General features: G+C 73.6%; 20 protein-coding genes and 1 tRNA gene. 9 read left to right on the plus strand and 12 right to left on the minus strand.

The features are described from left to right. Positions 1–78 precede the first annotated feature (78 nt). From ACFVUY_RS31720 to ACFVUY_RS31745, 6 genes are all read right to left on the minus strand, one after another. Positions 79–705, minus strand: a complete 627-nt coding sequence (locus ACFVUY_RS31720) for a GNAT family N-acetyltransferase (RefSeq protein WP_387735770.1) — start codon at positions 703–705, stop codon at positions 79–81. Beyond that, complete coding sequence (locus ACFVUY_RS31725; RefSeq protein WP_387735707.1) at positions 702–1,235, minus strand: molybdenum cofactor biosynthesis protein B; 534 nt, start codon at positions 1,233–1,235, stop codon at positions 702–704. The genes ACFVUY_RS31720 and ACFVUY_RS31725 overlap by 4 nt, the downstream gene beginning before the upstream one ends. Then, positions 1,232–1,672: a cyclic pyranopterin monophosphate synthase MoaC gene (gene moaC, locus ACFVUY_RS31730; RefSeq protein WP_387735772.1), complete on the minus strand. Its 441-nt coding sequence runs from the start codon at positions 1,670–1,672 to the stop codon at positions 1,232–1,234. Before moaC ends, ACFVUY_RS31725 begins: the two co-directional genes overlap by 4 nt. Before the next feature lie 127 nt (positions 1,673–1,799). Then, the gene (gene glp, locus ACFVUY_RS31735) at positions 1,800–3,137 is read right to left on the minus strand and encodes a gephyrin-like molybdotransferase Glp (protein WP_387735710.1); all 1,338 of its coding nucleotides are present in this window, start codon (positions 3,135–3,137) and stop codon (positions 1,800–1,802) included. 34 nt (positions 3,138–3,171) lie between these two features. Then, entirely contained in the window at positions 3,172–4,092 is a 921-nt protein-coding gene (galU, locus tag ACFVUY_RS31740) for a UTP--glucose-1-phosphate uridylyltransferase GalU (protein ID WP_359899794.1), read from the minus strand. Positions 4,093–4,143: 51 nt separating this feature from the next. Next, positions 4,144–5,079 (minus strand): GGDEF domain-containing protein, encoded by a 936-nt coding sequence (locus ACFVUY_RS31745; RefSeq protein ID WP_387692666.1) that lies wholly within the window; start codon positions 5,077–5,079, stop codon positions 4,144–4,146. 63 nt (positions 5,080–5,142) lie between these two features. On the opposite strand from ACFVUY_RS31745, the gene ACFVUY_RS31750 reads away from it, so the two are divergent. Further along, the gene (locus ACFVUY_RS31750) at positions 5,143–5,733 is read left to right on the plus strand and encodes a 5-formyltetrahydrofolate cyclo-ligase (RefSeq protein WP_387692668.1); all 591 of its coding nucleotides are present in this window, start codon (positions 5,143–5,145) and stop codon (positions 5,731–5,733) included. A 63-nt stretch (positions 5,734–5,796) separates the two neighbouring features. Here ACFVUY_RS31750 and ACFVUY_RS31755 read toward each other — a convergent pair whose 3' ends face one another. Beyond that, complete coding sequence (locus ACFVUY_RS31755) at positions 5,797–8,517, minus strand: penicillin acylase family protein (protein ID WP_387735713.1); 2,721 nt, start codon at positions 8,515–8,517, stop codon at positions 5,797–5,799. A 239-nt stretch (positions 8,518–8,756) separates the two neighbouring features. On the opposite strand from ACFVUY_RS31755, the gene ACFVUY_RS31760 reads away from it, so the two are divergent. The 5 genes from ACFVUY_RS31760 (at position 8,757) to mscL (ending at position 13,520) form a co-directional block, all read left to right on the plus strand. Then, the gene (locus ACFVUY_RS31760; protein WP_387735716.1) at positions 8,757–10,241 is read left to right on the plus strand and encodes a potassium/proton antiporter; all 1,485 of its coding nucleotides are present in this window, start codon (positions 8,757–8,759) and stop codon (positions 10,239–10,241) included. 375 nt (positions 10,242–10,616) lie between these two features. Then, positions 10,617–11,990: an MFS transporter gene (locus ACFVUY_RS31765; protein ID WP_387735719.1), complete on the plus strand. Its 1,374-nt coding sequence runs from the start codon at positions 10,617–10,619 to the stop codon at positions 11,988–11,990. Between the two features lie 126 nt (positions 11,991–12,116). After that, complete coding sequence (locus tag ACFVUY_RS31770; protein ID WP_359899804.1) at positions 12,117–12,434, plus strand: FmdB family zinc ribbon protein; 318 nt, start codon at positions 12,117–12,119, stop codon at positions 12,432–12,434. A 351-nt stretch (positions 12,435–12,785) separates the two neighbouring features. Beyond that, a complete protein-coding gene (locus ACFVUY_RS31775; protein ID WP_380539245.1) occupies positions 12,786–13,070 on the plus strand; it encodes a hypothetical protein in 285 nt (94 codons plus the stop codon). 30 nt (positions 13,071–13,100) lie between these two features. Next, positions 13,101–13,520 (plus strand): large conductance mechanosensitive channel protein MscL, encoded by a 420-nt coding sequence (mscL, locus tag ACFVUY_RS31780; protein ID WP_387692676.1) that lies wholly within the window; start codon positions 13,101–13,103, stop codon positions 13,518–13,520. Between the two features lie 35 nt (positions 13,521–13,555). Here the strand turns inward: mscL and ACFVUY_RS31785 are convergent, their stop codons facing one another. Together ACFVUY_RS31785 and ACFVUY_RS31790 are read right to left on the minus strand one after the other, a co-directional pair. Further along, positions 13,556–13,777, minus strand: a complete 222-nt coding sequence (locus ACFVUY_RS31785) for a hypothetical protein (RefSeq protein WP_387692678.1) — start codon at positions 13,775–13,777, stop codon at positions 13,556–13,558. 210 nt (positions 13,778–13,987) lie between these two features. Continuing rightward, positions 13,988–14,959 carry a sigma-70 family RNA polymerase sigma factor gene (locus ACFVUY_RS31790; protein WP_359899812.1) on the minus strand — a complete coding sequence of 324 codons (972 nt, stop codon included), beginning with the start codon at positions 14,957–14,959 and terminating at the stop codon, positions 13,988–13,990. Positions 14,960–15,383: 424 nt separating this feature from the next. Here ACFVUY_RS31790 and ACFVUY_RS31795 point away from each other — a divergent pair, with 424 nt between their 5' ends. Together ACFVUY_RS31795 and ACFVUY_RS31800 are read left to right on the plus strand one after the other, a co-directional pair. Next, positions 15,384–16,232 carry a phosphatase PAP2 family protein gene (locus tag ACFVUY_RS31795; protein WP_387735721.1) on the plus strand — a complete coding sequence of 283 codons (849 nt, stop codon included), beginning with the start codon at positions 15,384–15,386 and terminating at the stop codon, positions 16,230–16,232. 91 nt (positions 16,233–16,323) lie between these two features. Continuing rightward, positions 16,324–17,214, plus strand: a complete 891-nt coding sequence (locus ACFVUY_RS31800) for a carbon-nitrogen hydrolase family protein (protein ID WP_387735723.1) — start codon at positions 16,324–16,326, stop codon at positions 17,212–17,214. Between the two features lie 78 nt (positions 17,215–17,292). On the opposite strand, the gene ACFVUY_RS31805 is transcribed toward ACFVUY_RS31800, so the two are convergent. Then, complete coding sequence (locus ACFVUY_RS31805; RefSeq protein WP_387735725.1) at positions 17,293–19,782, minus strand: FtsX-like permease family protein; 2,490 nt, start codon at positions 19,780–19,782, stop codon at positions 17,293–17,295. A 304-nt stretch (positions 19,783–20,086) separates the two neighbouring features. Then, positions 20,087–20,159 (minus strand) — tRNA-Arg (locus ACFVUY_RS31810). 177 nt (positions 20,160–20,336) lie between these two features. On the opposite strand from ACFVUY_RS31810, the gene ACFVUY_RS31815 reads away from it, so the two are divergent. Beyond that, the gene (locus ACFVUY_RS31815; RefSeq protein WP_387735727.1) at positions 20,337–21,875 is read left to right on the plus strand and encodes a glycosyltransferase family 39 protein; all 1,539 of its coding nucleotides are present in this window, start codon (positions 20,337–20,339) and stop codon (positions 21,873–21,875) included. Between the two features lie 272 nt (positions 21,876–22,147). Here ACFVUY_RS31815 and ACFVUY_RS31820 read toward each other — a convergent pair whose 3' ends face one another. Beyond that, entirely contained in the window at positions 22,148–24,661 is a 2,514-nt protein-coding gene (locus ACFVUY_RS31820; protein WP_387735729.1) for a hypothetical protein, read from the minus strand. Positions 24,662–24,733: the final 72 nt, after the last annotated feature.

The following is a 24,733-nucleotide window of genomic DNA, read 5'->3' on the forward strand; positions in this document are numbered from 1 at the left end:
TCTCCGACTATTTTGCCGCTATTTGTGGGGGTCCGGTGCCCCTTCGATGCCATATCGATATTTCTTTCGAACATGTATTCAATTACTGCGCTCGCGCCCGGAACTGAGCGCCCGCCAGCGCTCCAGCATCCCCTCCGGGACCTCCTCGTCGGTCAGCGCGTAGACGAGGTGGTCGCGCCAGTCGCCGTCGATGTGGAGATAGCGCGGCCGGATTCCCTCCGAGCGGAAGCCGAGCTTTTCCACCACGCGCCGGCTCGGGCCGTTCTCCGGGCGGATGCAGACCTCGATCCGGTGCAGCCCGAGCGTGCGGAAGCAGTGGTTCACCGAAAGCGCCACGGCGGTCGGGATGATGCCGCGGCCGGCCACGTCCTCGTCCACCCAGTACCCGATGTTCGCCGAGCACATCGAGCCCCAGGTGATCCCGCCGACGGTCAACTGGCCGACCAGGTGGCCCTTGTGGAGCACGACGAAGGGCAGCATCCGGCCGGCCGAGGCCTCGCCGCGCAGGAAGCGGACCATCTGCCGGTACGTCGGCCGGGGGCCGCTCGCCCGACCCGCCGGGCCGGGCGGCACGGTGGCCTCCCAGCGGCGCAGCCAGTCCCGGTTGCGGCGGCTCACCTCCTGCCACTCGCGCTGGTCGCGCGCCCGGATGGGGCGCAGCACGACGTCCCCCTCGTGGAGTTCTACCGGCCAGCCGGCGTTCAGTGGGTTCTCCCGGTCGCTGGGACGTCGGGCCGGGGGTGGTCCCCGCCGCCGAGCTGGTCGACGGCGTGGGCGAGCAACGGCTCCAGGACGGCCAGGCCGTCCTTGACGCCGCCGGTCGAGCCCGGCAGGTTGACGATCAGGGTACGTCCGGCGAGCCCGGCGAGCCCGCGGGAGAGCGCCGAGGTGGGCACCTTCTCCCGGCCGTACGCACGGATGGCCTCGGCGATGCCGGGGACCACCCGGTCGATCACCCGGGCGGTCATCTCGGGGGTGAGGTCCATCGGCGAGATGCCGGTGCCGCCGGTGGTCAGCACCACGTCGTAACCGGCCGCGACGGCCTCGCGCAGCACGGCCTCCACCGGCTCGCCGTCCGGGACGACCCGGGGGCCGTCGGCGGTGAAGCCCATCGCGGTCAGGCCGGCCACCAGCAGCGGGCCGCCCCGGTCCGCGTAGACCCCGGCCGAGGCCCGGTTGGACACCGTGACGGCCAGCGCCCTCCCGGCGGGCACCGCGCCGGCCGGCGCCGTCACGCCTCCACCTCCGGCGCGAACCAGTCGCCGCTCTTGCCGCCCGTCTTGCTCAGCACCCGGACGGACTCGATCGTGGCACCCTTGTCCACCGCCTTGACCATGTCGACGACGGTCAGCCCGGCCACCGCGACGGCGGTCAGCGCCTCCATCTCGACGCCGGTGCGGTCGGCGGTCCGCACGGTGGCGGTGATCTCGACCGCGTCGTCCGCGACGGCGAGGTCGACCTTGACGCCGGAGACCGCGATCGGGTGGCAGAGCGGGATCAGGTCCGGGGTCTTCTTGGCGCCCATGATCCCGGCGATCCGGGCCACCGCGAGGGCGTCGCCCTTGGGCACGCCCTCGCCGCGCAGCAGCTCGACCACCTGCGGGGAGACCCGCACCCGGCCGGCCGCCACCGCGGTGCGCGCGGTGGTGGCCTTCTCGGAGACGTCGACCATCCGGGCGGCGCCCTGGTCGTCGACGTGGGTGAGGCGGTCGCCGGGGGGAGGTGTCGTCACGGGGAACTCCAGGGGCGCGCAGGTCGAATACCGCGCTACCGTACCGTTCCCCGGTCCGGGGAGCCGATCAGGAGTCCAGCAACACCACGTCCACCTCACTGCCGGCCGGCAGCGCGGTGGTGTCCTCGGGAACGGTGATCAGGCAGTTCGCCCGGGCCAGCGCGCCGACCAGGTGCGACCCGGCGCCGCCCACCGGCTCCACCGTGCCGTCCGCCGACGAGTAGCGGCCGCGCAGGAACTGCCGGCGGCCGGCCGGGGAGCGCAGCGCCGCCGGGCAGAGCGCGCGGACGACCGGGCGGTGCACCTGCGCGGCACCGAGCATGGTGCGGATGACCGGACGGACGAAGAGCTCGAAGGAGATGTAGGCGCTCACCGGGTTGCCGGGCAGGGCGAGCAGCGGCACCCCGGCCGCGCCGCCGATCCGGCCGAAGCCCTGCGGCTTGCCGGGCTGCATCCGCAGGCGCCGGAAGTCGACGCCCCCGTAGGACTCGAAGACCTCCTTGACCACGTCGTACGCGCCGACGCTGACCCCGCCGCTGGTGACGATCAGGTCGGCCCGGCCGAGCTGGTCCTCCAGGACGGCGCGCAGCCGATCGGCCTCGTCCGGGACGGCGCCGACCCGGTAGGCGATGGCGCCGGCCTCCTGGGCGGCCGCGGTGAGGGTGAAGCTGTTGGAGTCGGCGATCTGCCCGGGGCCGACCGGCTCGCCGGGCTGGACCAGCTCGCTGCCGGTGGACAGCACCACGACCCGGGGCCGCGGGCGGACCTTCACGGTGGGCCGGCCGATCGCGGCGAGCAGGCCGAGTTGGGCGGGACCGAGCCGGGTGCCGGCCTCCAGCACCCGGGTGCCGGCCGTGACGTCGCTGCCGCGGCGGCGGATGTGCGCGCCCTCGGCGACCGGGCGCAGGACCCGGACCTCCTCGTCCGGGACCGGCGCGGTCATCGCGGCGGCGGCCACCCCGGTGCCGGTGCCGCCGTCGGTCCATTCGACCGGGGCGACGGCCCGGGCGCCGGGCGGCAGCGGGGCTCCGGTCATGATCCGGGCGGCCTGGCCGGGGCCGACCCTGGGCAGTTCGCCGGCGCCGGCCGCGATGTCGCCGACCACCGAGAGCACCGACGGGTAGGTGTCGGTGGCGCCCTCGGTGTCGGCGGTGCGGACCGCGTAACCGTCCATCGAGCTGTTGTCGAAGGGCGGCAGGTCGCCGTCGGCGATCACGTCCTCGTCGAGCCGGCAGCCCTGGGCCTCGAGCAGCTGGAGCTCGATCGCGGGCAGCGGGCCGACCGCGGCCAGCACGTCGGCGAGGTGCTCGTCCACCGTCCAGAGGCGGGGGGCCGCCGGGGCCGGGTCCGCTCCGGCGTCGCAGCAGGCGCTGGGCGTGGTGCTGGGCTCGGTGGACCCGGTCATCGGCGGCTCGCTCTCTGTCGTGGTCGGTCCTGCGTCAGGCCTGCATCTCGGAGCCGACGAACTCCCGCAGCCAGGAGCGGAACTCCGGGCCCAGGTCCTCGCGTTCGGCGGCCAGACGGACGATAGCGCGCAGGTAGTCGGCGCGGTCGCCGGTGTCGTAGCGACGGCCCTTGAAGAGCACGCCGTGCACCTGGCCGCCGTCCGCGGCCTCGCGGTTGGTCAGCTCGCGCAGGGCGTCGGTCAGCTGGATCTCGCCGCCGCGGCCGGGCGGGGTCTCCCGCAGCACGTCGAAGACCAGCGGGTCGAGGACGTAGCGGCCGATCACGGCGTAGGCGGACGGGGCCTCGCCGGGCTCCGGCTTCTCCACCAGGTCGGTCACCTGGAAGACGTCCTCGCCGAAGCCGTTCGCCTTGACGGCGGCGCAGCCGTAGAGGTGGATCTGGGAGGGGTCGACCTCCATCAGGGCGACGACCGAGCCGCCGAGCTGCTGCTGCACCTCGATCATCCGGGAGAGCAGCGGGTCGCGCGGGTCGATCAGGTCGTCGCCGAGCAGGACGGCGAAGGGCTGGCCGGCGACGTGCTGCTCGGCGACCGAGACGGCGTGGCCGAGGCCCTTCGGGTCGCCCTGGCGGACGTAGTGCATGTTGGCCAGCTCGACGGACTCGCGGACCCGGGCCAGCCGCTGCTCGTCGCCCTTGCGGACCAGCAGCTCCTCCAGCTCGTAGGCGCGGTCGAAGTGGTCCTCCAGGGCGCGCTTGTTGCGGCCGGTGACCATCAGTATGTCGGACAGGCCCGCGGCGGAGGCCTCCTCCACGACGTACTGGATCGCCGGCTTGTCGACGACCGGGAGCATCTCCTTCGGGGTGGCCTTGGTCGCCGGGAGGAAGCGGGTGCCCAGTCCGGCCGCGGGTACCACGGCCTTGGTTACCGGAACTCGGGAGTTGGTCGTCGTCATGCGTTTACCTTACTCAGGCACGTTTTCGCCCCGGCCGATCACCGGCGGCGGCTAGGACAGCACGTCGCGGGGCCCGGCCACAGTGGCTGGCGTATGGGTCGCGACCGGCTGGGCGAGGGGGTCCCGGCCGACACAGGCCGACAGACTACCCGCCTTTCCCGAACGGTCACGCTCGGCATCCGGTCCGTGATCGGACGGGCAACCGGCCTGCTCGGAGCGGTCGGTTCGGGGGCCATCGGTTCCCGGGCGGCCGGATTCCCCGGGCTGCCGGGACGAGAGCCGCCAGCAGTCGCCGCCGGCCGCCCGGGCCGCGGCGAGCGCCGCGTCGGCGGCGCGCAGCAGGACGGCCGCGTGGGTGCCGTCCTCGGGCAGCACGGCGATGCCGGCGGCGGCGGTCAGGCCGTTGCCGGCGGCGGGGCGGGACTCGCGCGGGCCGGAGGACCAGTCCAGCAGCAGGTGCCGGCGGACCGACCAGACCAGCCGCTCGGCGACCTGCGCGGCGCCCTCGGCCCCGGTGTCCGGCAGCACCACCAGGAACTCCTCGCCGCCGTAGCGGCCGAGGGTGTCGGCCCGGCGGATCTCCATCGCGAGCCGCTGGGCGAGGTCGCGCAGCACGGCGCCCGCCCGGGCCCGGCCGTGCTCGGCGACGACCGCGTCGAAGCCGGTGATGGCCAGCATCAGCACGGCGAGCGGGCGCGGGCCGTCGGCCTGCTCGGTGTGCTCGGCGCGGCGGGCCCGTTCGATCTCCCGGTCCAGGGTGAGCTGGAGGTGGCGGTAGTTCCACACACCGGTGAGCGGGTCGCAGGAGGCGGTGCGTTCCAGCTCGGCGCAGCGCTCCTCCAGTTCGGCGATCCGCCCGCGCAGCCGCTGGGCCCCGGCGGCGGCCCCGGCCCGCTCCCGCCGTCCGCGCAGTCCGAGGGCGGTGGCGCCGGCCAGTGCGGGGACGCTCAGTGCGGCCAGGGCCTGGACCAGCAGCGGGGTGGTCAATGGGGGGTGCCCTTTCGCGTGTCAGGCTCTGCGCGTCGACGGTGCGCAGGCCAGGAGGATCGGATGAACGAGGATCGGATGCCCAACGAGAAGAGCGACCTCAGGACACGGCTGTTGACGCAACGGCGCGAACTGGCCGCCGAGGAGCGCGCGGCGGCCGCCGGCGCGCTGGCCGCGCACGCCGGGGAGCTGGCCGCCGCGGGCGCCACGGTGGCCGCCTACGTCTCGGTGGGCGCCGAACCCGGGACGCGGCCGCTGCTGGACGCGCTGCGGGCGCGCGGGGTGCGGGTGCTGCTGCCGGTGCTGCTGGCGGACAACGACCTGGACTGGGCCGAGTACGCGGGGCCCGACGCGCTGGCCCCGGCCGGACGCGGGCTGCTGGAGCCGGTCGGCCCGCGGCTCGGGCCGCAGGCGGTGACCGGGGCCGCGGTGGTGCTGCTGCCGGGCCTGGCGGTGGACCGCTCCGGGCTGCGGCTGGGCCGGGGCGGCGGCAGCTACGACCGGGTGCTGGCCCGGCTGGCGCGGGCGGGCGCGCGGCCGGTGCTGGCGGTGCTGCTGTACGAGCACGAGCTGCTGGAGCGGGTGCCGGCCGAGCCGCACGACCGGCCGGTGGACCTGGCGGTGCTGCCCTCGGGGGTGCGCAGGCTGGGGTGAGAACGGCGGAGGCCCCGCTCCCTCGGGGGGAACGGGGCCTCCGGTGGCCGGGCCGTACGGGCGTCAGCCGGTGGTGAGCACCAGCTTGTGCTTGGTGGCCTTCTCGACCGCGTCCGGCGAGTAGGACCAGGTCAGCAGCTTGCCCTTGAGCCAGAGGTCGGTCTGGTCGTTGTAGTTGTCGTGGAAGGCGTGGCCGGAGGCGCCGCCGACGTTGATCCAGCGCGAGGAGTCGAGGTCGTTCAGGTCGACCACCATGCGCATCGACGGGATCCAGTCCACCTGGTAGCCGGCCGCCGCGTTCCAGCCGGCCGCGTCGACCGCCGCCGAGCCGCCGGAGAGCCGGTACGGGCCGCGGTTGAGCAGCTTGTGCACCGCGCCGGAGGCGATCGAGGAGTTGTCGGTGCCGAGAGTCTGCTCACGCAGCTCCAGCTTGTGCAGGCGGCCCCAGCTCCAGGTGGAGACGTCCTTGCTGAGCAGCGAGGTCAGCTCCTGGCGGGCGTTCTTCATCGCCTCCTGGAGCAGGTTGTTCAGGCCCTTCTGCTCCTTGTGCTGGTCGTCGATGTACGTCCACCACGAGCTGTCGGGCTTCTCCAGCTGCTGGCGGACCACCTCGGTCCAGCGGTCGCCGCCGTCCGGCTGGGCCTTGCCCGGCTCGCGGGTGCCGCACTCGGTGACGATCTTGGTGGAGCTGTCCGGCTTGGTCGGGTCGTCCTGCTGGCGGACCAGCAGGCAGTTGTCCTTGGCCCGCAGGTCGGCCGGGAACTTCTGGCCGAAGGCCAGGATCAGCAGCTGGCGCCAGACGCCGTTGTAGTAGGCGGCGGCGGCCGAGTCGGCGTCCTGGTGGAAGTTCCAGTCCTTCAGCAGGTCCTGGGCCTCGCGCACGTACGGGTCGCTGACCGGCTGCTTGAGCAGCAGCGGGACGAGCGTCTTGGCCATCACGCTGGTGTTGTCCAGCTGGAGGGTCTGCATGTCGTCCGGCGAGATCTTGCCGTTGTTCTTGAGCAGGCCCTCGATCTGGTCGGTGATCTCCTTGGCGCGGGTGCCGTACTCCCAGTCCTTGGTCAGGTTGTACTTGTAGCTCGGGTCCACCACGGCCTGGTTGGCGGTGACGATGTAGCCGGCCGAGGGGTTGAGGCTCCAGGGCAGCGCGGTGAAGGGGATCGGGTCCTTCCACTGGTACGCGGAGTCCCAGCCCGGCGAGGGGAGGGTGCCGTCGCCCTTGCCGCGGACCGGGATGCTGCCCGGGGCCTGGTAGCCGATGTTCTTGGCGTCGGCGTAGATCAGGTTCTGCGCGGGGACGGTGAAGTCCTTGGCGGCGGCGCGGAACTCGTCCCAGTTCTTCGCCTTGTCCAGTTCGAAGACGGCGTCCATGGTCTTGCCGGGGCTGAGCGCCGTCCACTGCAGGGCGACGCCGTAGCCGCTGGTGCCGCGGTCCGGGGCGGACTGGCCGTTGGGGGCGTACTTGCCGACGTTCTGCTGCTCGCTGCTCTGGTCGGAGATCAGCGGGGCGCCGGTCTGGGTGGTGCGGACGGTGATGGTGCGGTCCTCCCCGCCGGCGACCTTGATGGTCTCCTTGCGGAGGTCGAACTTCACGTCCTTGCCGTCCACCTGGTAGGTCTCCGGGCCGGTGACCTTCTCCAGGTAGAGGTCGGTGACGTCGGCGCCGAGGTTGGTGAAGCCCCAGGCGATGTCCTTGTTGTGTCCGATGATCACGCCGGGCATGCCCGCGAAGGTGAAGCCGGAGACGTCGAACTGGCAGGCCGGGGAGGCGGTCCGGCAGTGCAGGCCCATCTGGTACCAGACCGAGGGCAGGCCGGGGCCGAGGTGCGGGTCGTTGGCCAGCAGCGGCTTGCCGGTGGTGGTGTGCGAGCCCGCGACCACCCAGGAGTTGGAGCCGATGCCCTGGCCGGGGCGGCCGAGCAGCTGCGGCATCGAGTCGACCTGGTCGGTCAGGCCCTGCAGCATCGCCTTGGTGGCCGCCGCGCCCTGGGCGGTGGCGGCCGTTCCGGCGGCCGTCCCGGACTGCGGGGAGCCGTCGGCGGGGCGGTAGTTGTCGCCGGTCACGGCGCCGGTCTTCACGATGGTGCCGTTGCGGGCGTACGGATAGTCCGGGTACAGCTCGGCGATCTTGTCGGGGCCGAAGTCCTGGGCCAGCAGCGAGCGGTCGATCTCCTCCTGGAGGTTCCCCGAGAGGTTCCAGGCCATCGCCTTGAGCCAGGCCACCGAGTCGACCGGGGACCACTGCTCGGGCTGGTAGCCGCTGTTGACGACGCCGAGCAGGCCGTACTCCAGCGAGGCCTTCGAGCCGCCGGGGTGCTCGGCGAGCCAGGCGTTCACGCCGTCCGAGTAGGCCTGGAGGTGCTTCTTGGTCTCCGGCGACAGCTTGGTGTCGAACTCCTTCTGCGCCACCTGCCGCCAGCCCATGGTGCGGATGAACGCGTCGGTGTCGACCTGGCCGTCGCCGAACATCTCGGAGAGCCGGCCGGCCGTGATGTGCCGGCGGACGTCCATCTCCCAGAAGCGGTCCTGCGCCTGGACGTAGCCCTGGGCGCGGAAAAGGTCCTCGTCGGTGTCGGCGTACAGCTGCGGGATGCCGTTGGCGTCCCGCTTGACGTCGACGGGCGCGCTCAGGCCCGGCACCTTGACGCTGCCGTCGACCTCCGGGAAGGAGGCGCGGACCGCGGAGACCCCGCGGTAGCCGCCGTAGCCGGTGCCGGCCACCAGCAGCACGACCAGCACGATCACGATCAGACGGGCGCGCCGGAACTTCTTCGAGCGGGGCATCTGGGTCCTTGCGGTCCTGACTTCGGGGCGGGCGGGCGTGTCCAGGGCCTGCGGCCGTGACAGGGCACCACATTAGGCCGAGTCGGCCGGGCACCGTGAACGGGGGACCAAGCTAAAGATATGGCAAAATGTTAGACTGCGTAACGATCCGCAAGAGGAGCATTGACGACTTCTTAACGGGTCACCCCACAGCACCACCAGACACCCCGCCCGCCCATGCCTGCCCGAGGTGCCCCTGCGTGAACGTCTCCCACCTGAACCAGCTCCTGCTCGAGTCCTCCGTGATCCTGCTGTTCGCGGTGGGCGCCGTCCGCCTCTCCACCCGATCAGGGCTGCCGAGCCTGCTGATCTATCTCGGGATCGGCGTGGCGCTGGGACAGAACGGGATCGGCGTCACGTTCAACAACGCCGAGCTCACCCAGGTGCTCGGCTACGCGGCACTCGTGGTGATCCTCGCCGAGGGCGGCCTCAAGACCAGCTGGCGGGAGATCAAGCCGGTCATGCCGGCCGCGACCGTGCTCGCCACCGTCGGCGTCGGCATCAGCGTCTTCGCCACCGCCGCCGGCGCGCACTGGCTGGTCGGCCTGGACTGGCGCACCTCACTGCTGCTGGGCGCCATCGTCTCCTCGACCGACGCGGCCGCCGTCTTCTCCGTCCTGCGGATGGTCCCGCTGCCGCACCGGCTCACCGGCCTGCTGGAGGCCGAGTCCGGCTTCAACGACGCGCCCGTGGTCATCCTGGTCGTCGCCTTCGCCACCACCGGGGAACTGGACACCTGGTACGTCCTGATCGGCACGATCGCCGCCGAACTGGCGATCGGCGCCGCGGTGGGCCTCGCCGTCGGAAAGATAGGCGCCTACGGGCTCAAGCACGTCGCACTGCCCTCCTCGGGCCTCTACCCGATCGCCGTGATGGCGCTCACCGTGCTCGCGTACGCCGGCGGCGCGCTGCTGCACGGCTCCGGCTTCCTCGCCGTCTACATCAGCGCGGTGATACTCGGGAACTCCAAGCTGCCGCACGGCCCCGCCGTCCGGGGCTTCGCCGACGGACTGGCGTGGATCGGGCAGATCGGCATGTTCGTGCTGCTCGGACTGCTCGTCACGCCCGAGACCATGGGCGACGCGGTGGTGCCCGCGCTGGTGATCGGCGGAGTGCTGGTGTTCCTGGCCCGGCCGCTGTCGGTGATGGTCTCGCTCACCCCGTTCAAGGTGCCGGCCCGCGAGCAGGCACTGCTCAGCTGGGCCGGACTGCGCGGGGCGGTGCCCATCGTGCTGGCCACCATCCCGGTGGTGTCCGGCGCGCACCGGGCCGAGGACGTCTTCAACATCGTCTTCATCCTCGTCGTCGTCTTCACCCTCCTCCAGGGGCCGACCCTGCCGTGGGTGGCCAAGCGGCTGCGGATCGACGAGGGCGACATGGGCCAGGACCTGGGCATCGAGTCCGCCCCGCTGGAGAAGCTGCACGGGCACCTGCTGTCGGTCGCGCTCTCCCCCAGCTCGAAGATGTCGGGCGTGGAGATCAGCGAGCTGCGGCTGCCCAAGGGGGCCGCGGTCACCCTGGTCGTGCGGGAGGGGAACTCCTTCGTGCCGGACAAGGCGACGGTGCTGCGCGGCGGGGACGAGCTGCTGGTGGTCACCACGGACGAGGTCGGCGAGGCGGCGGAGCGGCGGCTGCGGGCCGTGGACAAGGGCGGCAAGCTCGCGGGGTGGCTGAACGGGCGGTGAGCGCGGGGGCCGGGCCGACTCGGCCCCCTTCACTGCTCGAACCGGCTGCTCCTGCTCGCCACGGCCGCTCCGGCTCGTCCGGCTCCTCCGGCCCGTCACGGCTGGGGCGGGCCGGAGGAGCCGGGGTCGGCCCAGGGTATCTACGCGCGTAACTGATACGATGGTTCGATCATCCGTATAACCACCGCTAGACCACCCCCAATATCTGCCTGACGCAGAGTTGGCGCGACCGCTCGGCGGCCGCGGTCCGGCTCCCGGCCACCACGCCGGACCGGCCCGGTATCTACCCCGGTCGACGCGCGAGAGGACGACTCTCGGCGCCGTCGGGGCCACACCATGCCCTGCCGCGCTACCAGGCAGCAGGAAGGACCGACCGTGACGGCGCGCCGAACGGTCGACACCGCCGCGGACCACGCGGCCACCCCCGCAGCTCCGGCCCCCGCCCGCGTCGGGTACGGCGAGCTGCTGCGCACGCCCGGGGCCTGGACGTTCCTGTCCCCCGCCCTGGTCGCGCGGCTGCCGTACGCGATGCTCAGCATGGGCATCCTGCTGCTCGTCACCCGGACCCACGGCTCGTACGGCACCGCCGGTACGGTCACCGCGGTCGCCGCCGTCGCCCAGGCCCTGGTCGGGCCGCAGACCGGGCGGCTCGCGGACCGCTACGGCCAGGCCGCGGTGCTCGTCCCGACCGTCCTGGTGCACGCGGCCTCGGTCGGCGCGCTGATCGCGCTCGCGCTCGGCCACGCGCCCGCCTGGAGCCTGTTCCTGGCCGCCGTCCCGGCCGGTGCGAGCGTTCCGCAGGTCGGCGCGATGGTCCGGGCCCGCTGGGTGGCCACGTTCACCGCGAACGGCGCCTCCGACGCCTCCGCGGCCCGGGTGAGCACCGCCTTCGCCTTCGAGTCCGTGACGGACGAGTTCACCTTCGTGATCGGCCCGATCCTGGCCTCCGGCATCGCCGCCCTCGCCAACCCGGCCACCGCCCTGGTCGCCGAGGCCGCGCTGACCCTCGTCGGCGGCCTGGCCTTCGCCGCCCAGCGGCGCACCGCCCCGGCCCGGATCGTGCCGCAGCCCGGCACCAAGCGCGCCTCGGCGCTCGCCTCCCCCGGCGTCCGCCTGCTGGCAGGGACCTTCCTCGGGGTCGGCGCGGTGTTCGGCGGCATGCAGGTGTCGGTGAACGCCTTCGCCGACTCGGTCGGACAGCACGACGCCGGCGGCACCGTGTACGGGATCTTCGCCGGCGGCTCGATGCTGGCCGGCGTGCTGTACGGCGTGATCGCCTGGCGGCGGCCGGTGCAGCAGCGGATGCTGATCAGCTACGCGCTGCTGGTGCTGGGCTGCTCGGTGCTGTGGGCGATGCCCAACCTGGTCGCGCTGACCGCCGCCGGGCTGGTCTGCGGACTGGCCATCGCGCCGACCCTGATCAGCGGCTACACCCTGGTCGAGACGCTGGTCGCGGACGGGGCCAAGACGGAGGCCTTCACCTGGCTGACCGGCGCCATCGGGCTGGGGCTGGCCGTCGGCTCGATGGCGGCGGGCCGGCTGATCGACGGGCACGGGCCCTCGACCGGGTTCCTGGTGCCGGTGGCCGGGGCCGGACTGGGGCTGATCGTGCTGCTCTCGCTGCGGCACCTGCTGGTGGCACCGGGACACGGGGCGGCCGTCGCGGGCACCGCTCCGGCCCGGGGTTCGGGCGACGTCCCGGCGGAGCACGGCGCTGCCGGGCGGCTGGTGGGCGCGGCCAAGGGCTGAGCGGGAGGCGGTCCGGCGGCCGGGCCCGGCCCATCTCACACCGGAGTCGCTGGACTGATCCCGCGGAATGCCGCATCATTGACCATCGTTAGCACTCATCAGGCGAGAGTGCCAGGAGGAAGACAAGTGCCCACGTACCAGTACCAGTGCACCGAGTGCGGCAACGGCCTGGAGGCGGTGCAGAAGTTCACCGACGAGGCGCTGACCACGTGCCCCGACTGCCAGGGACGACTCCGCAAGGTCTTCTCGGCCGTGGGCGTCGTGTTCAAGGGCTCCGGCTTCTACCGGACCGACAGCCGCTCGTCCTCCAGCAGCACGGTGGGCGCCGGTTCGTCGTCGACCCCCTCGACGTCGTCCGCCACGTCCACGTCCTCCTCGGCTTCGTCCTCGTCGTCGAGCTCCGGCTCCTCGTCGTCGTCCAGCCCGGCTCCGGCCGCGAGCTGACCTCGGCGCCGGGCCATCGGCCCGGGACGGCCCGCAGACCTCGGAGAGGCCCGTCGGCCCCGCTTCCACGCGGGGACGGCGGGCCTTTCCGCGTTTCCGCCGGCTCCGGCCGTCGGCCTCCCTCGCCTTCCCCTCTTTCCTCTCCTTCCCCGTTCTTCCCCCGCTGTGGCCCCGTGGGCTTTCCGTCATCCCGGACGGGCCGGGGCAACTCGTGCGGGTGAACGAAGTTGTCCACAGGGCCCGGTTTTCCACAGGCCTGGGGAAAGTGCTGTCCGAGTTCGCCGGAAACGCTCATCGTGTGGGCATCCGGTCCGCGAGGGGCCGGGCCGCCGACACTCCGGAGGTGCGTCGATGACGACCGCGAACTTCTCCCTGCCCCTGCCCCTCCCGCTGCCCGCGCCCGCCGTACCGCCCCGGCAGGAGCTGCCGGGCTTCCCGCCGATCCGGCGCGGGTGCGGCGGGTGGCACCGCTGGCGCAGTGCGGTGCGACGGCGGGCCGGGGTGCCCGTCCTGGTGCTGCTCGCGGTGGCGGCGGCGCTGGCGCTGGGGCCCGCGCGGGCCGGTCTGCCGCCGCCCCAGGGGGGCGCGCTGGGCCGGACGGGTTGTCAATCCGGGGCTGCGGAAGATCACCCGTAACCGGGGGGCGACTTCGTCGTTCGAGGCGGCATGAAGGGCTTCAAGGAATTCCTGCTGCGTGGAAATGTCATCGACCTCGCCGTGGCCGTGGTCATCGGCGCGGCTTTCACCAACATCGTCAACGCCTTCGTCAAGGGCGTGATCAATCCACTCGTCGGCGTCTTCGGGACGAAGGACCTCGCGTCCTACAGTTCCTGCCTCAAGGGGCCCTGCGAGGTGAGCCCGACCGGCGAGGTCACGTCCGGAATCCTCATCCTGTGGGGATCGGTGCTCAGCGCCGCGCTCCAGTTCCTGATCACCGCGGCGGTCGTCTACTTCGTACTGATCGTGCCCATGAACAAGCTGGCGGCCCACCGCAAGACCCTCGCCGAGAAGACGGCGGACCTCGAAGCCAAGGAGGTCACCCTGCTGACCGAGATCCGCGACGCGCTGGTCGCGCCGCTGCGCTGACCGACGGGTGCCGGTCGGCGCCCGGTCCCCGTTCCTCAGCCCCCGTGGTGCGGCGGGCGCTGGCTCAGGTACCAGTCCAGCCCCCGTCCACCACCCTCCCCCGCCCCGGGGCGGGCACCCCAGCCCGCATCGGTGTCGTCGCTGGACTGCTGGTCCAACGGGTCCCGGAAGACCAGCCGGGCCTTGGCGGCCGCAGCCTCCCGGGGCTCCTGCGCCCGGGCCTGCTCCTGGCCCTTTTCCTGCCCCTGCTCGCTCACGCCGTCCACTCCGTCCACTCGTCCCTCCCCTCCAGCCTAAGAGCCCTGCGGCACGCCTCGGGCCCCGGTGCGGAACGCTCCGCGCCAGGGCCCGGGTGAGGGCTCGGCCCATCGGCCCGGCCGGTCCGTCGGGCGACCTGCCAGGAGCGTCGGGCGGGCTGTCGGGCGGCCTGCCAGGTGGAACTGCCGGGCAGCCTGTCGGGTGGCCTGTCAGGCGGCTTCGAAGCCCGCGTGGTCGGCGATCTTCTTCAGCTCGGCCAGCGCGTGCTTCTCGATCTGGCGGATCCGCTCGCGGGTGAGGCCGTGCTGCTTGCCCACCTCGGTGAGGGTGCGCTCGCGGCCGTCCTCCATCCCGTAGCGGGAGCGGATGATCGAGGCGGTGCGGTCGTCCAACCGCCCGATCAGGTCGTCCAGTTCCTCGCGGCGGAGCATGACCATCACGGCGTCCTCGGGGGACGTGGCCCCGGTGTCCTCGACGAGGTCACCGAACTGGGTCTCGCCCTCGTCGTCGACCGACATGTTGAGGCTGACCGGGTCGCGCGCCCAGTCCAGCACGTCCTTGATCCGGGCCTCGGTGGTGTCCAGCTCGGCCGCGATCTCGGCCGGCTCCGCCTCACGGCCCAGCTCCTTGGACTTCTCCCGCTGCACCCGCCGGATCCGCCCGAGCTCCTCCACCAGGTGCACGGGCAGCCGGATGGTGCGGGACTGGTCGGCGATGGACCGGGTGATCGCCTGCCGGATCCACCACGTCGCGTACGTGGAGAACTTGAAGCCCTTGGCGTAGTCGAACTTCTCGACGGCGCGCACCAGGCCCGCGTTGCCCTCCTGAATGAGGTCCAGCAGCGGCAAACCGCTGCGCGGGTAGCGACGGGCGACGGCGACCACGAGCCGGAGGTTGGACCGGATGAAGACGTCCTTGGCGCGCTCGGCGTCGGCGGCTATCGTCTCCAGCTCCTCGCGCGTGACGCCGTCGGGGAGTCCGCCCTCGTCCATCAGGTGCTGGGCGTACACGCCGGCCTCGATCCGCAGCGAGAGCTCGACCTCCTCGGCGGCATCGAGCAGGGGTGTCCTGGCGATCTCGTCGAGGTACATGCCGACCAGGTCGCGGTCGGCCTCAAGGTTGGTCGGGCGGGCCGCGCGACTCCGGTCGGCCCTGTCGCGAACGACGGCACGGGTGGCCATGCTTGCTCCCTTTGCTGGTATTGCCGAGGTCTGCCTGCCTGCCTCGTGAGGGCAAGAAGTGCGAGCCCCTGGAGGCACACACGTAACGATCCAACGAACAGAATCCGGACAACATTCCCAAGTCACTCAGATTCTTCCCGGCGATGCAGTATCCTGCCGGTTTTCACCCCGGCCTCGAACGCTGAGTGACCGGTCGGGCGCGTCCCGTGCCATCGGCCGACCGTTCCGGGAGCGATGTCTTCACTCGACCCACACGCTGCCGCCGCCCACTTGTTGAACCCGCGAACGGCCGCCGGCGTTCCCCGCGTTCCCCGCGTTCCGCCGCCGCACGCACCCCGGCACACGCAGGTCCTCCTCACAAACGATGCCGAATCGCTATCACTCCGGCTCTTGCCCGGCACGGGACACTGGGAAGGTGTCAGTCATGCACCTGACCAACAGCACGAACCGCCTCACTGCGCGTAACCGCAGTCTCCTTCGGGACACCGCGCTCGCGCTGGGCTGTGCCGCGCTGTTCGGCCTGCTGGCCGCTCCGGTGACCGGCCAGTGGCACCCGCTGGTCCGCTTCGACCAGGAGTGGATCGGCGAACTGCACACCTACGCCCGGGAACACCGGGTGTGGACCGCCTCCGTGCAGACGCTCTCGGACATCGGCGGCACCGTCACGATGCGGACGCTGCTCGGAATCGCCGCCGGGTGGCTCTGGTTGATCGGCGCACGGGTGCTGGCCGGCTGGGTGGCCGCCCAGGCCCTGGTCGGCTGGGGCGCCCAGTGGGCGCTGAAGCAGGCCTTCGACCGCGGCCGCCCCTCCTTCACCGATCCGGTCTCGCACGCCGACGGCCCGGCCTTCCCCTCCGGACACGCCATGGCCTCGGCGATCACCTGCGCCGTCCTGGTCGGCCTGCTCTGGTACCGGGTCCGCCGGCGCGGCCGCACCGCCGCCTGCCTGGTGGCGGCGGCCACCGTGCTGACCATCGGCTGGACCCGGATCGCGCTCGGGGTGCACTGGCCCAGCGACGTCCTGGCCGGCTGGCTGGCCGCCGGCATCGTGCTGGGCACCGTGACCGCCGTGATCCAGGTCTGGCGCCCCGGCGCCCTGGCCCGGGACGTACGGCGGGTCAACTGGCGCACCAGGGACCGGGTCCAGCGGGTCGTCGTGTCGGCCGGGCGCCCCTCGCGCACGGCCGCCCCGCTGGACGAGGACGGGCCGCACGGCCCGCCGGAAGAGGTCCCGGGTGACCCGTTCGGACGGGCCGACGAGACCGTCCACTGAGGCCTCGTCACCCCACGGCCCGCTCCCGGCCACCGCCGGCCACCGCCGGCCACCGCCGGCCACCGCCGGCCACCGCGCTAGCGTGGCGGCCATGCCCGACACCACCGCCCCCACCGCCCCCATCTCCCCCGCCGCGCCCGCCGGTTACCCCGAGCGCCCGCTGCGGATCGCCGCCGTCCAGGCCCAGGCCGTGGCCGGTGACATACCCGCCAACGTCGCCCAGGCCGCCGAACTGATCCGCGAGGCCGCCCGGGCCGGCGCCCGGCTGGTGCTGTTCGCGGAGAAGGTCCTCTCCGGGTACGAGCCCGAGCTGATCAGCGCCGACCCCGTCAAGTACGCCGTCCAGCCCGGCGATCCGCGCCTCGCGCCGATCGCCGAGGCCTGCCGCGAGACCGGCACCGCCGCCATCGTCGGCGCCGCCGTACGGGACGGCGCCGACCTGCGCGTCTCCGCCCTCGTCCTGGGCCCGGACGGCGAGTTCGTCACCCGCTACGACAAGCAGCACCTGTTCCACAGCGAACGCGAGCACTACCGCCCCGGGACGGCCGGCTGCACCCTGGAACTGGACGGCTGGCGGCTCGGGCTCGGCGTCTGCTACGACTCCGGTTTCCCCGAGCACGCCCGGGCCGCCGCACTCGACGGCTGCCACGCCTACCTGGTCGGCGCGCTGTTCAGCATGGGACACGGCCACCACGAGTCCCGCACCTGGTTCCCGGCCCGCGCGCTCGACAACACCCTCTACACGGTGCTCGCCAACCACATCGGCCGCACCGGCGGCTGGCACACCTGCGGCGGCAGCGCGGTCTGGGGCCCGGACGGCCGGCTGATCGCCGAGGCGAGCGAGGACCGGCGCGAACTCGTCGTCGTCGACCTCGACCCGGACGTCCTGCGCCGCACCCGCGAAACCGAGTCCCTCCTCGCCGACCTCGCCCTCGCCACCGCCCGCCCGCAGGCCCCCCGGGCCCGCTTCACCCTGGCCTGACGCACCTCGGCGGCCGCCCCGGCCGGGGGCGTCAGGGCACGGGGCACGCTCGGCTCCGGTGCACCGGCCGCGGCCCGGTCAGGAGGCGCGCATCGCCGCCACCGCGGTCATCCGTCCGACCCGGCGGGCCGGCAGCACCGCGGCGGCCAGGCCGACCAGGACGGTCAGGGTCAGGGCGGCCAGCACCGGCAGGACGGGCGGGGTGCCGACCGTTCCCAGCGTCGAGGTGATCGAGCGGGCGGCCGCCCAGCCGTAGGCGACGCCCAGGCCGGTGCCGACCAGCGCGCCGGCCAGGGAGAGCAGCAGCGCCTCCAGGGTGAGCATCCGGCGCAGTTGCTCGCGCGACATCCCGATCGCGCGCAGCATGCCGATCTCGCGGGAGCGTTCGCTGATGCTGAGCATCAGGGTGGCCGCGACGCCCAGGCCGGCGATGGCGACGGAGAAGGACAGCAGGACCATGCTGACGGTCTTCAACCGGTCCAGCAGCGAGCGCAGGGTGTCCGCCTGGGCAGCCGTGTCGGCGACGGTCACCTGCGGGTGGTCGGCGAGGGCGCGGTCCAGGGCCCGGCGGGCGGTCGGCCGGTCGTCGCCGGCGGCCGGGGAGATCCAGGCCGTGGTGACGGGCGCGCCGGGGGCGAGGCGGTCCAGGGTCGTGGGCGTCACCAGCAGGGTGGCGCCGCTCTGCAGGGTGAACGGCAGGCTGCTGCGGCCGGGTTGGAGTCTCAGCTCGACGCCGCCGGCCCGCCGCGCCCCGGTCTCGCCGAGTCCGCTCAGTGCGGTGCCCTCGGTGAGTGCGCGGGCCCGCTCCACGTCGTCCGTCGAGGAGTTGAGCCGGGTGGGGTCGACGGCGGCGACCACGGTGGGCCGGCCGTCGAGGTCGACGGTGGCCGAGCGGACCGGGGTGACGTTCAGCCCGTGGTCGGCGCCGAGGGCACCGAGTGCCCCGGCGGGCAGGGCGCCACCGCCGGTGGCGGCTGCCGAGAAGACGCCGGGCTGGCGCGCGGACACCACGGGCACCAGCGACTGCGAGGTGATGTCGAGCGCGGTGACCGCGCCGACCATCACGGTCACGCCGAGCAGCAGCGCCGAGCCGGTGGCCCCGGTGCGGCCGGGGTTGAGCCGCAGTTGCTGGGTGGCGAGCCGGCCGGCCGTCCCGCCGAGTCTGCGGGCGGGGCGGCCCAGTACGGCGACGACCGCGGGCAGCACCCGGTGGGACAGCCGCAGCACACCGAAGAAGTTGGCGATGGCACCGACGGTGACGGCGAGCAGCGACAGCGGCGGCGGGGTCAGCGCCCCGGCCACCAGCAGCGCCGTGCCCGCGAGCAGCAGGCCGGAGGTCCGGACCGCGGCCCGCGCCCTGGCCGCCCCGCCGGCCGGAGCGGGGGTGCCGCCGAGCGCGGCGATCGGCGGCACGGCCGCGGCGGCCTTCGCCGGACCGCGTACGGCCAGCAGGGTCAGCAGCACGCCGAACAGTCCGGCCAGCAGGCAGGTCAGCGGGGTGGGCATCAGCGACAGGTGCACCGGTCCGAGGTCGAGCCCGCCGACCACGGCCGTGCCGAGCGCGCCGAGGGCGACCCCCAGCAGCACGCCCGCCGCCGAGGCGCCCGCCCCGAGCAGCAGTCCCTGGCGGCGGATCAGCCGGCGCAGCTGCTGCCGGTCGGCGCCCACGCAGCGCAGCAGGGCGAGCTGGCGGGTCCGCTGGGCGAGCACCACCGTGAAGGTGTTGCCGACCACCATCCGCGCCACCGCGAGCGCGATCAGGACGAAGGAGAGCGCGGCGACCAGCACCACGCCGTACATGGTGTTGCTCTGCCGGGTCGCCTCGGTGACCGAGGCCGCGCGGGTGTGCACCTGGACGTCGGTGCCGAGGGCGGCGCGCAGGGCGTCGACGGTCCCGCTCCGGGAAGCGCCGGGGGTGGCCCTGACGTCGAGTCGGTCGGTGGTGACGCCGGTCGCGTAGCCGGCGACCGCGCTCGCCGGGACGCCGATGATCGGGGCTCCGGCGAGGCTCGGGGCGCCCCGCTCGTCCAGGGTGCCGACCAGCCGGGCGGTGGCGGCGGTGCCGTCGGCCCGGGTCAGGTGGACCTCGGCGCCCACGGCGGCGTCCAGCCGGTGCGCGGTCCCGGTGTCGAGCAGCACCTCGCCGGGGCCGGCGGGCCAGCGGCCGTCCTTGAGCAGCTGCCATCGCAGCGCCGGGTCCTCGGCGACGGCGCTGACCGTGGCGGTCCGGTCGAGCGGCCGCCCGTCGGCGGCCAGCACGGCGCTCCTGCCGGTCAGCCGCGGGGCCACCGCGGCCACCCCGGGGGTCTGCCGCACCTGCTCGGCGGCGGCCGCGTCCAGCCCGCCGGCCGCGGCCTTCCCGGTCGCCTGGATCGCCTTCCCGGTCACCTGGATGTCGCCGGGGCCGACCTCGGCGGCCGCGGTCTGGCTGTAGGAGTCCACCAGTGCCCCGCTGCCGCTGACGGAGGCGATCAGGAAGGCCACCCCCAGGGCGATCGCGGCGCCGCTCAGGAGCAGTTGGCGCAGTTGGCCGCGCAGCTCGGCCACGGCGTATCGGTAGGTCGTCATGGTTCCCCGGCTCGTCCGCCCTGACCTGGAACGGTGCTCCGGCAGGGGTCTCGACGAGCCTAGGAGCGCGGCGGCCACGCCCCGTCAGCACGAGGTCTGTTTCATGATCAAACCGTGGGCGCACGGCGGCCTCCGCCGCCTCCTCCCGGAGAGGTACGCCGCCCCTGACGCCGGCCGGTCCGCCCGCCGCCGGTCGCACCCGACGGTCGCACCCGGCGGGCGGCGACGGGCGGCGCCGGGCCCGGGAACGCCGCAGGCCCCCCGCCCGGAGTGGGCGGAGGGCCTGTGACCTGCGTGTTCGCTGTGCCCCAGGCAGGATTCGAACCTGCGACACCGGCTTTAGGAGAGCCGTGCTCTATCCCCTGAGCTACTGAGGCGCGGCCCGGGTGCTACCAGGCCGTTCACAGCGTACCGGATCAGGGGTGGGGCGCGGGGTGACGGAGGGGGTGCGGGCGGGGTGTGGGCGGCCGACGGGGTGTCAGGGCGGTTCAAGTAGCCTGCCGGGCAGGGTGGGATCCGCCCCGGCACGCCTCGCTAAGGAGACGAAGGACCTGATGAAACCTGCTGTGCACCCGGTGGGCCGGCTGTTGGGGCAGGTGTGGGTGTGGCCCTCGGTGGTCATGCTGGCGGTGGGCGGGTACCGGCTGGGGACGCCGGACCTGTGGCGGGACGAGATGGCGACCTGGACGGTGGCCACCCGCTCCCTGGGGGACCTGCTGCGGCTGCTCCAGCACGTCGACGCCAGCAACGGCGCGTACTACCTGCTGATGCACGGCTGGACGGCGGTGTTCGGCGACTCGACGGTCTCGCTGCGAATACCCTCCGTGCTGGCGATGGCCGGGGCGGCGGCGTTCGTGGCGCTCACCGCCGAGCGGCTGTTCGGCAGCAGGGTGGCGGCGGTCGGGGCCGGGCTGCTGTTCACCGTCCCCCCGGAGATCTCCCGCTACGCCCAGGAGGCGCGCTCCTACGCGCTGGTGACCTGCGCGATCGCGGCGGCCGCGTACTTCCTGCTGCGGGCGCTGGAGCGGCCGACCTGGCGGCGCTGGGCGCCGTACTGCGTGGCCATGGCGCTGGCCGGCGCCGGGCACCTGGTGTCCTTCAGCACGGTCGCCGGGCAGGTGGCGCTCCTGGCGCTGCACCTGTGGCGCACCCGCCCGGAGGCGGACCGGCGGCTGCTGTGGCAGTACCCGCTGGCGGTCGCCGTGGCGGCGCTGCCGGTGCTGCCGGTGGTGCTGCTGGGCAGCCGGCAGTCGGACCGGCAGCTGGGCTGGATACCGACCCCCTCCCTGCGCGGCCTCGCCCACTTCGGGGAGCGCCTCTTCGGCTCGGACGTCGTGTTCTACGCCTTCGTCCTGCTGGCGCTGCTGGCACTGGCGCTGCCCGGCCGGCGGATCCGGGCCTGGCAGGCGCTGCTGCTCGCGGAGCTGCCGGTGGTGGGCGTCTGGCTGGTGTCCCGCCTGACCGACACCTCGTACTTCCTCGGGCGGTACCTGCTGTTCACGGTGCCCGCCTGGGCGGTGCTGGCCGGCGGCGGCGCCGGGGCGGTGTACGGCGCGATGGCGGCTCTGGCCCGGCGACGCGGCCGGGCGCCCCGGGGGGCCGTCCCGGCGGCCGGGTTGCTGACGGTCGCCCTGCTCGCGGTACCGGCCGTGGCGTCGCTGCCGCAGCAGCCCGAGGTGCGGTACGTGGGCTCGCACAACGGCTCGGAGGAGCCGTTCAAGGCGGCGGCCCGGGAGATCTCGGCCGGATACCGCTCCGGGGACGGGATGGCGGCCCCGCTGGGCGACCAGTCCTGGGCGCTGGCCTGGCCCGGCGTCGACTACTACCTGCCCTCGGACGTACGCCCCTATCCGGTCTTCGTCGCGCAGAGCGCCGACGACGCCGGGGAGCTCTCGCCGATGCCCTGCCCGCAGCCGGCGGACTGCCTGGGCGGGGTGTCCCGGATCTGGCTGCTGGTCCTCGGTGACACCCAGGACCCGCTGGGCGCGATGCCCACGGACCAGGCGCAGGTGCTCCGCGCCCAGTACGGCGACCCGGACCGGGTGACGCCGCTCGGCGGTCTCACGCTCGCGCTGCTCGACCGGGACGCCTAGGCCCTCTCTTTCGGATCACGCCAGGCGGTCGCCGCCGGAGCACGCACCTCGTCGGCTTGTCGTCGGTCGCCGATGCTCCGCATGGACTCCCTCCTCCGCACCGCCGATGCACGCACTCCAACGACGCCCACTGGTCCGACGTGATCCGAAAGAGAGGGCCTCCGGCGGAGAAGGAGGAAGGGGAGCCGGTGCGGACCGGCTCCCCTTCTTCTTCTGCGTTCGATGCCTCAGCGGCTCAGTGGCCTGGCGGCCCGGCGGCTCACCTCAGCGGCTCACAGCGTGCGCAGCAGCCGGGACTGGATGGACGGCGGGTTCAGGTCGGACTGGAGGGCCACCGGGACCTCCGCCTTGCCGTCGCCCGCGCCCACCCGGAGCACGCCGACCTCCGTGCCGGCCGTCGCCCTGTGGTCGACCTTCGAGGTGTCCAGGGTGACCGTGCCGGTGATGCCGGGGAAGCCCGCCACCACCAGGTCCTTGGTCGCGACGACCGCGACCTTGCCGCCGAGCCCGTCCTCCACCGAGCCGACGACGTCGCCCTTCTTCACCACGGTCTGGCCGGTCACGCCGTTCTGCGCGGCCTGGATCTGCTTGCCGCTGACCTTCAGCACGGTCGGCAGGATGCCGTCGCCCGGGTTGGGCGAGGTGGCCTGCTGGCCCAGCGTGACGCCGAGGATCAGCCGCTGCACGCCGCCGATCTCCTTGTAGGCGGCCCACATCAGGCAGCCGCCGGCCGGGGTGCTGGAGCCGGTCTTGACGCCGATGACGCCGGCCTTCGGGTTGATCAGGTTGTTGGTGTTGGAGATCTTCACGTTGTTGAAGTTGGTCTCCGCGGTGGAGACGATCTGCCGGAAGATCTCGTCCTGCATGACCTGCTCGGCCAGCTTCAGCTGGTCCTTGGCGGTGGACTTGGTGTCCGCGCTGAAACCCGCCGGGTCGGCGTAGATGGTGTTGGCCATGCCGAACTTGGCCGAGGTGTCGTTCATCAGCTTGACGAACTCGGCCTCGGAGCCGGAGTGGAAGCGGGCGAGCAGCCGGGCCACGTTGTTGGCCGAGGGCAGCATCAGCAGTTCCAGTGCCTGGTACTCGGTGAGCACCTGGCCCTCGGTGAGCGTCACCCGGGACTCGTCGACGTTGCCGGACTCCTGCGCGGCCTGCTTGTCGACGGTGATCTTCGGGCCGCTCTCCCCCTTCTTCAGGGGGAACTTCTGGAGGATCAGGTAGGCGTTCATCACCTTGGTGACACTGGCGATCGAGGACGGCGTCTCCTGGCCCGAGCTGCCGAGGCTGCCGACGCCGACCACCTCGGCGGCGGACTGGCCCTTGGTCGGCCAGGCGAGGTCGAGCACGTCGCCGGAGAAGTTGTAGCTGCCCGCGGCGGTCATCTTCAGCTTGGGGTCCGGCAGCGGGCGCAGCAGCTGGGCCACCGCGAGCGCGCCGAGCACCACGGCGAGGAAGACCGTCCAGATGGTCACCCGCTTGAGGGCACGCCGCAGCGGCGACACCGGGCGGGCGTTGAGGGAGGCCAGGACCTCCATCGCCTCGGCGGTGTTCTCCGGCGACGGCAGCGGCTCCGGTGCGGGCAGCGGCTCGGGCTTGGGCAGCGGCGGGACCGGCGGCACCGGCCGCGGGTCGGGCTCCGGCAGCGGCTTCGGGGCCGGCACGGGCGCGGGCACGGGGGCCAGCTTCGGCAGCGGCTTCGGGCCGGGGGTCGGCTCCGGCTCGGGAACGGGCCCGGGCTCCGGACGCGGCTCGGGCTTCGGCTCCGGCACGGTGCCGGCCGGGGCGGCGGTGCCTGCGGCGGAGGCGCGCGGCGGCGCGGGCTTCTCCAGCTTCTCGGCCCGGTCCGGCCGCTGACCGGGCTGCCCGGTCCTGGTCAGCGCGAGGGTCATGGAGCCAATGGCGGGAGCGTCCTCGGCGTCGGCGTCCCCGGTGTCCTCCGGGTCGTCCTCGGTTCCGGCGTCCCCGGGCTGCCCGGTCTTCCCGGCCTTCTCGGCCGGGCCGGTCTGCTCGGCCTTCTCGGTCCGCTCCGCGCCGTCGGCCTCGTCGGTGCCGTCGGGCTTGCGCGCCTTGTCGGCCTTGCGGGCGTTGTCCGTGTTGCGGGCGTTGTCGGTGTTGTCGACGTTGTCGGCCGCTTCGCCGGCTGCCTTCTCCGCCTCGTCCGCCGTCCCGGCCGGTGCGGCCGAGGGCCCCGAGCCGCTCTCGGAGCCGGTCTCGGAGTCGTCCTCGGAGCCGGTCTCCCCGGACGGCTCGGCCGCCTTCTGCCCGGCCTTCCCCGACGCCGTGGCACCCGTCCGCATGGCGAGACGCGGGTCGGCGGCGACCGGACGCCCGGTGGGCTCGGTCTCCTCCGCGGTTTCCGGCGAAGTCGTCTTCTCCCCCTCCCCACCTTCGGAACTCCCCTTGCCGGCGGCCTTCACCAGCTCATCGGGCAGCCGCAGCGCGGTGGTGCTGTTGTCCACCGGCAGCCGCAGCATCGTCGTCCGGCTGTCCACATCCCGGACGCGGAGCTGTACGGTCGAGCCGCCCTTGGGCGCCGCCTCCGGAGCGTCGGCGGGCGCCTTCGGGGCCGCCTCGCCGGAGGCCTCCGCGGGGCTGTCCGAGGAGGTGTCGGAGGAGGTCTCGGCGGTCGCCTCGGCGGCGGCTGTCGCCGACGGCCCGTCAGCAGCCGTACCGGAGCCGCCCTCGGCCGGCCCGGCGGCGCCTGCCGCCGTACCGGTCCGTTCGCGCTCGCGGTCGCGCTGCCGCTCGTCGCCGTCCCTCAGCACCCTGTCGGGGGACTCGCCCACGTATCCCAGCCTCCTCAACGCCCGGCGGGGCACCGGCGAACCCGATTTCGGGAAGCCGACGCCCCGCCCCGT

The organism is Kitasatospora sp. NPDC058063 (assembly GCF_042885395.1).
GTDB lineage: Bacteria > Actinomycetota > Actinomycetes > Streptomycetales > Streptomycetaceae > Kitasatospora > Kitasatospora lactacystinica.

Coding starts and splice junctions, on each gene's coding strand:
- moaC (WP_387735772.1), bottom strand. CDS start 1,672: ATGGTCGACGTCTCCGAGAAGGCCACCACCGCGCGCACCGCGGTGGCG.
- glp (WP_387735710.1), bottom strand. CDS start 3,137: ATGACCGGGTCCACCGAGCCCAGCACCACGCCCAGCGCCTGCTGCGAC.
- galU (WP_359899794.1), bottom strand. CDS start 4,092: ATGACGACGACCAACTCCCGAGTTCCGGTAACCAAGGCCGTGGTACCC.
- ACFVUY_RS31750 (WP_387692668.1), top strand. CDS start 5,143: ATGAACGAGGATCGGATGCCCAACGAGAAGAGCGACCTCAGGACACGG.
- ACFVUY_RS31755 (WP_387735713.1), bottom strand. CDS start 8,517: ATGCCCCGCTCGAAGAAGTTCCGGCGCGCCCGTCTGATCGTGATCGTG.
- ACFVUY_RS31775 (WP_380539245.1), top strand. CDS start 12,786: ATGACGACCGCGAACTTCTCCCTGCCCCTGCCCCTCCCGCTGCCCGCG.
- mscL (WP_387692676.1), top strand. CDS start 13,101: ATGAAGGGCTTCAAGGAATTCCTGCTGCGTGGAAATGTCATCGACCTC.
- ACFVUY_RS31790 (WP_359899812.1), bottom strand. CDS start 14,959: ATGGCCACCCGTGCCGTCGTTCGCGACAGGGCCGACCGGAGTCGCGCG.
- ACFVUY_RS31795 (WP_387735721.1), top strand. CDS start 15,384: ATGCACCTGACCAACAGCACGAACCGCCTCACTGCGCGTAACCGCAGT.
- ACFVUY_RS31800 (WP_387735723.1), top strand. CDS start 16,324: ATGCCCGACACCACCGCCCCCACCGCCCCCATCTCCCCCGCCGCGCCC.
- ACFVUY_RS31805 (WP_387735725.1), bottom strand. CDS start 19,782: ATGACGACCTACCGATACGCCGTGGCCGAGCTGCGCGGCCAACTGCGC.
- ACFVUY_RS31815 (WP_387735727.1), top strand. CDS start 20,337: ATGAAACCTGCTGTGCACCCGGTGGGCCGGCTGTTGGGGCAGGTGTGG.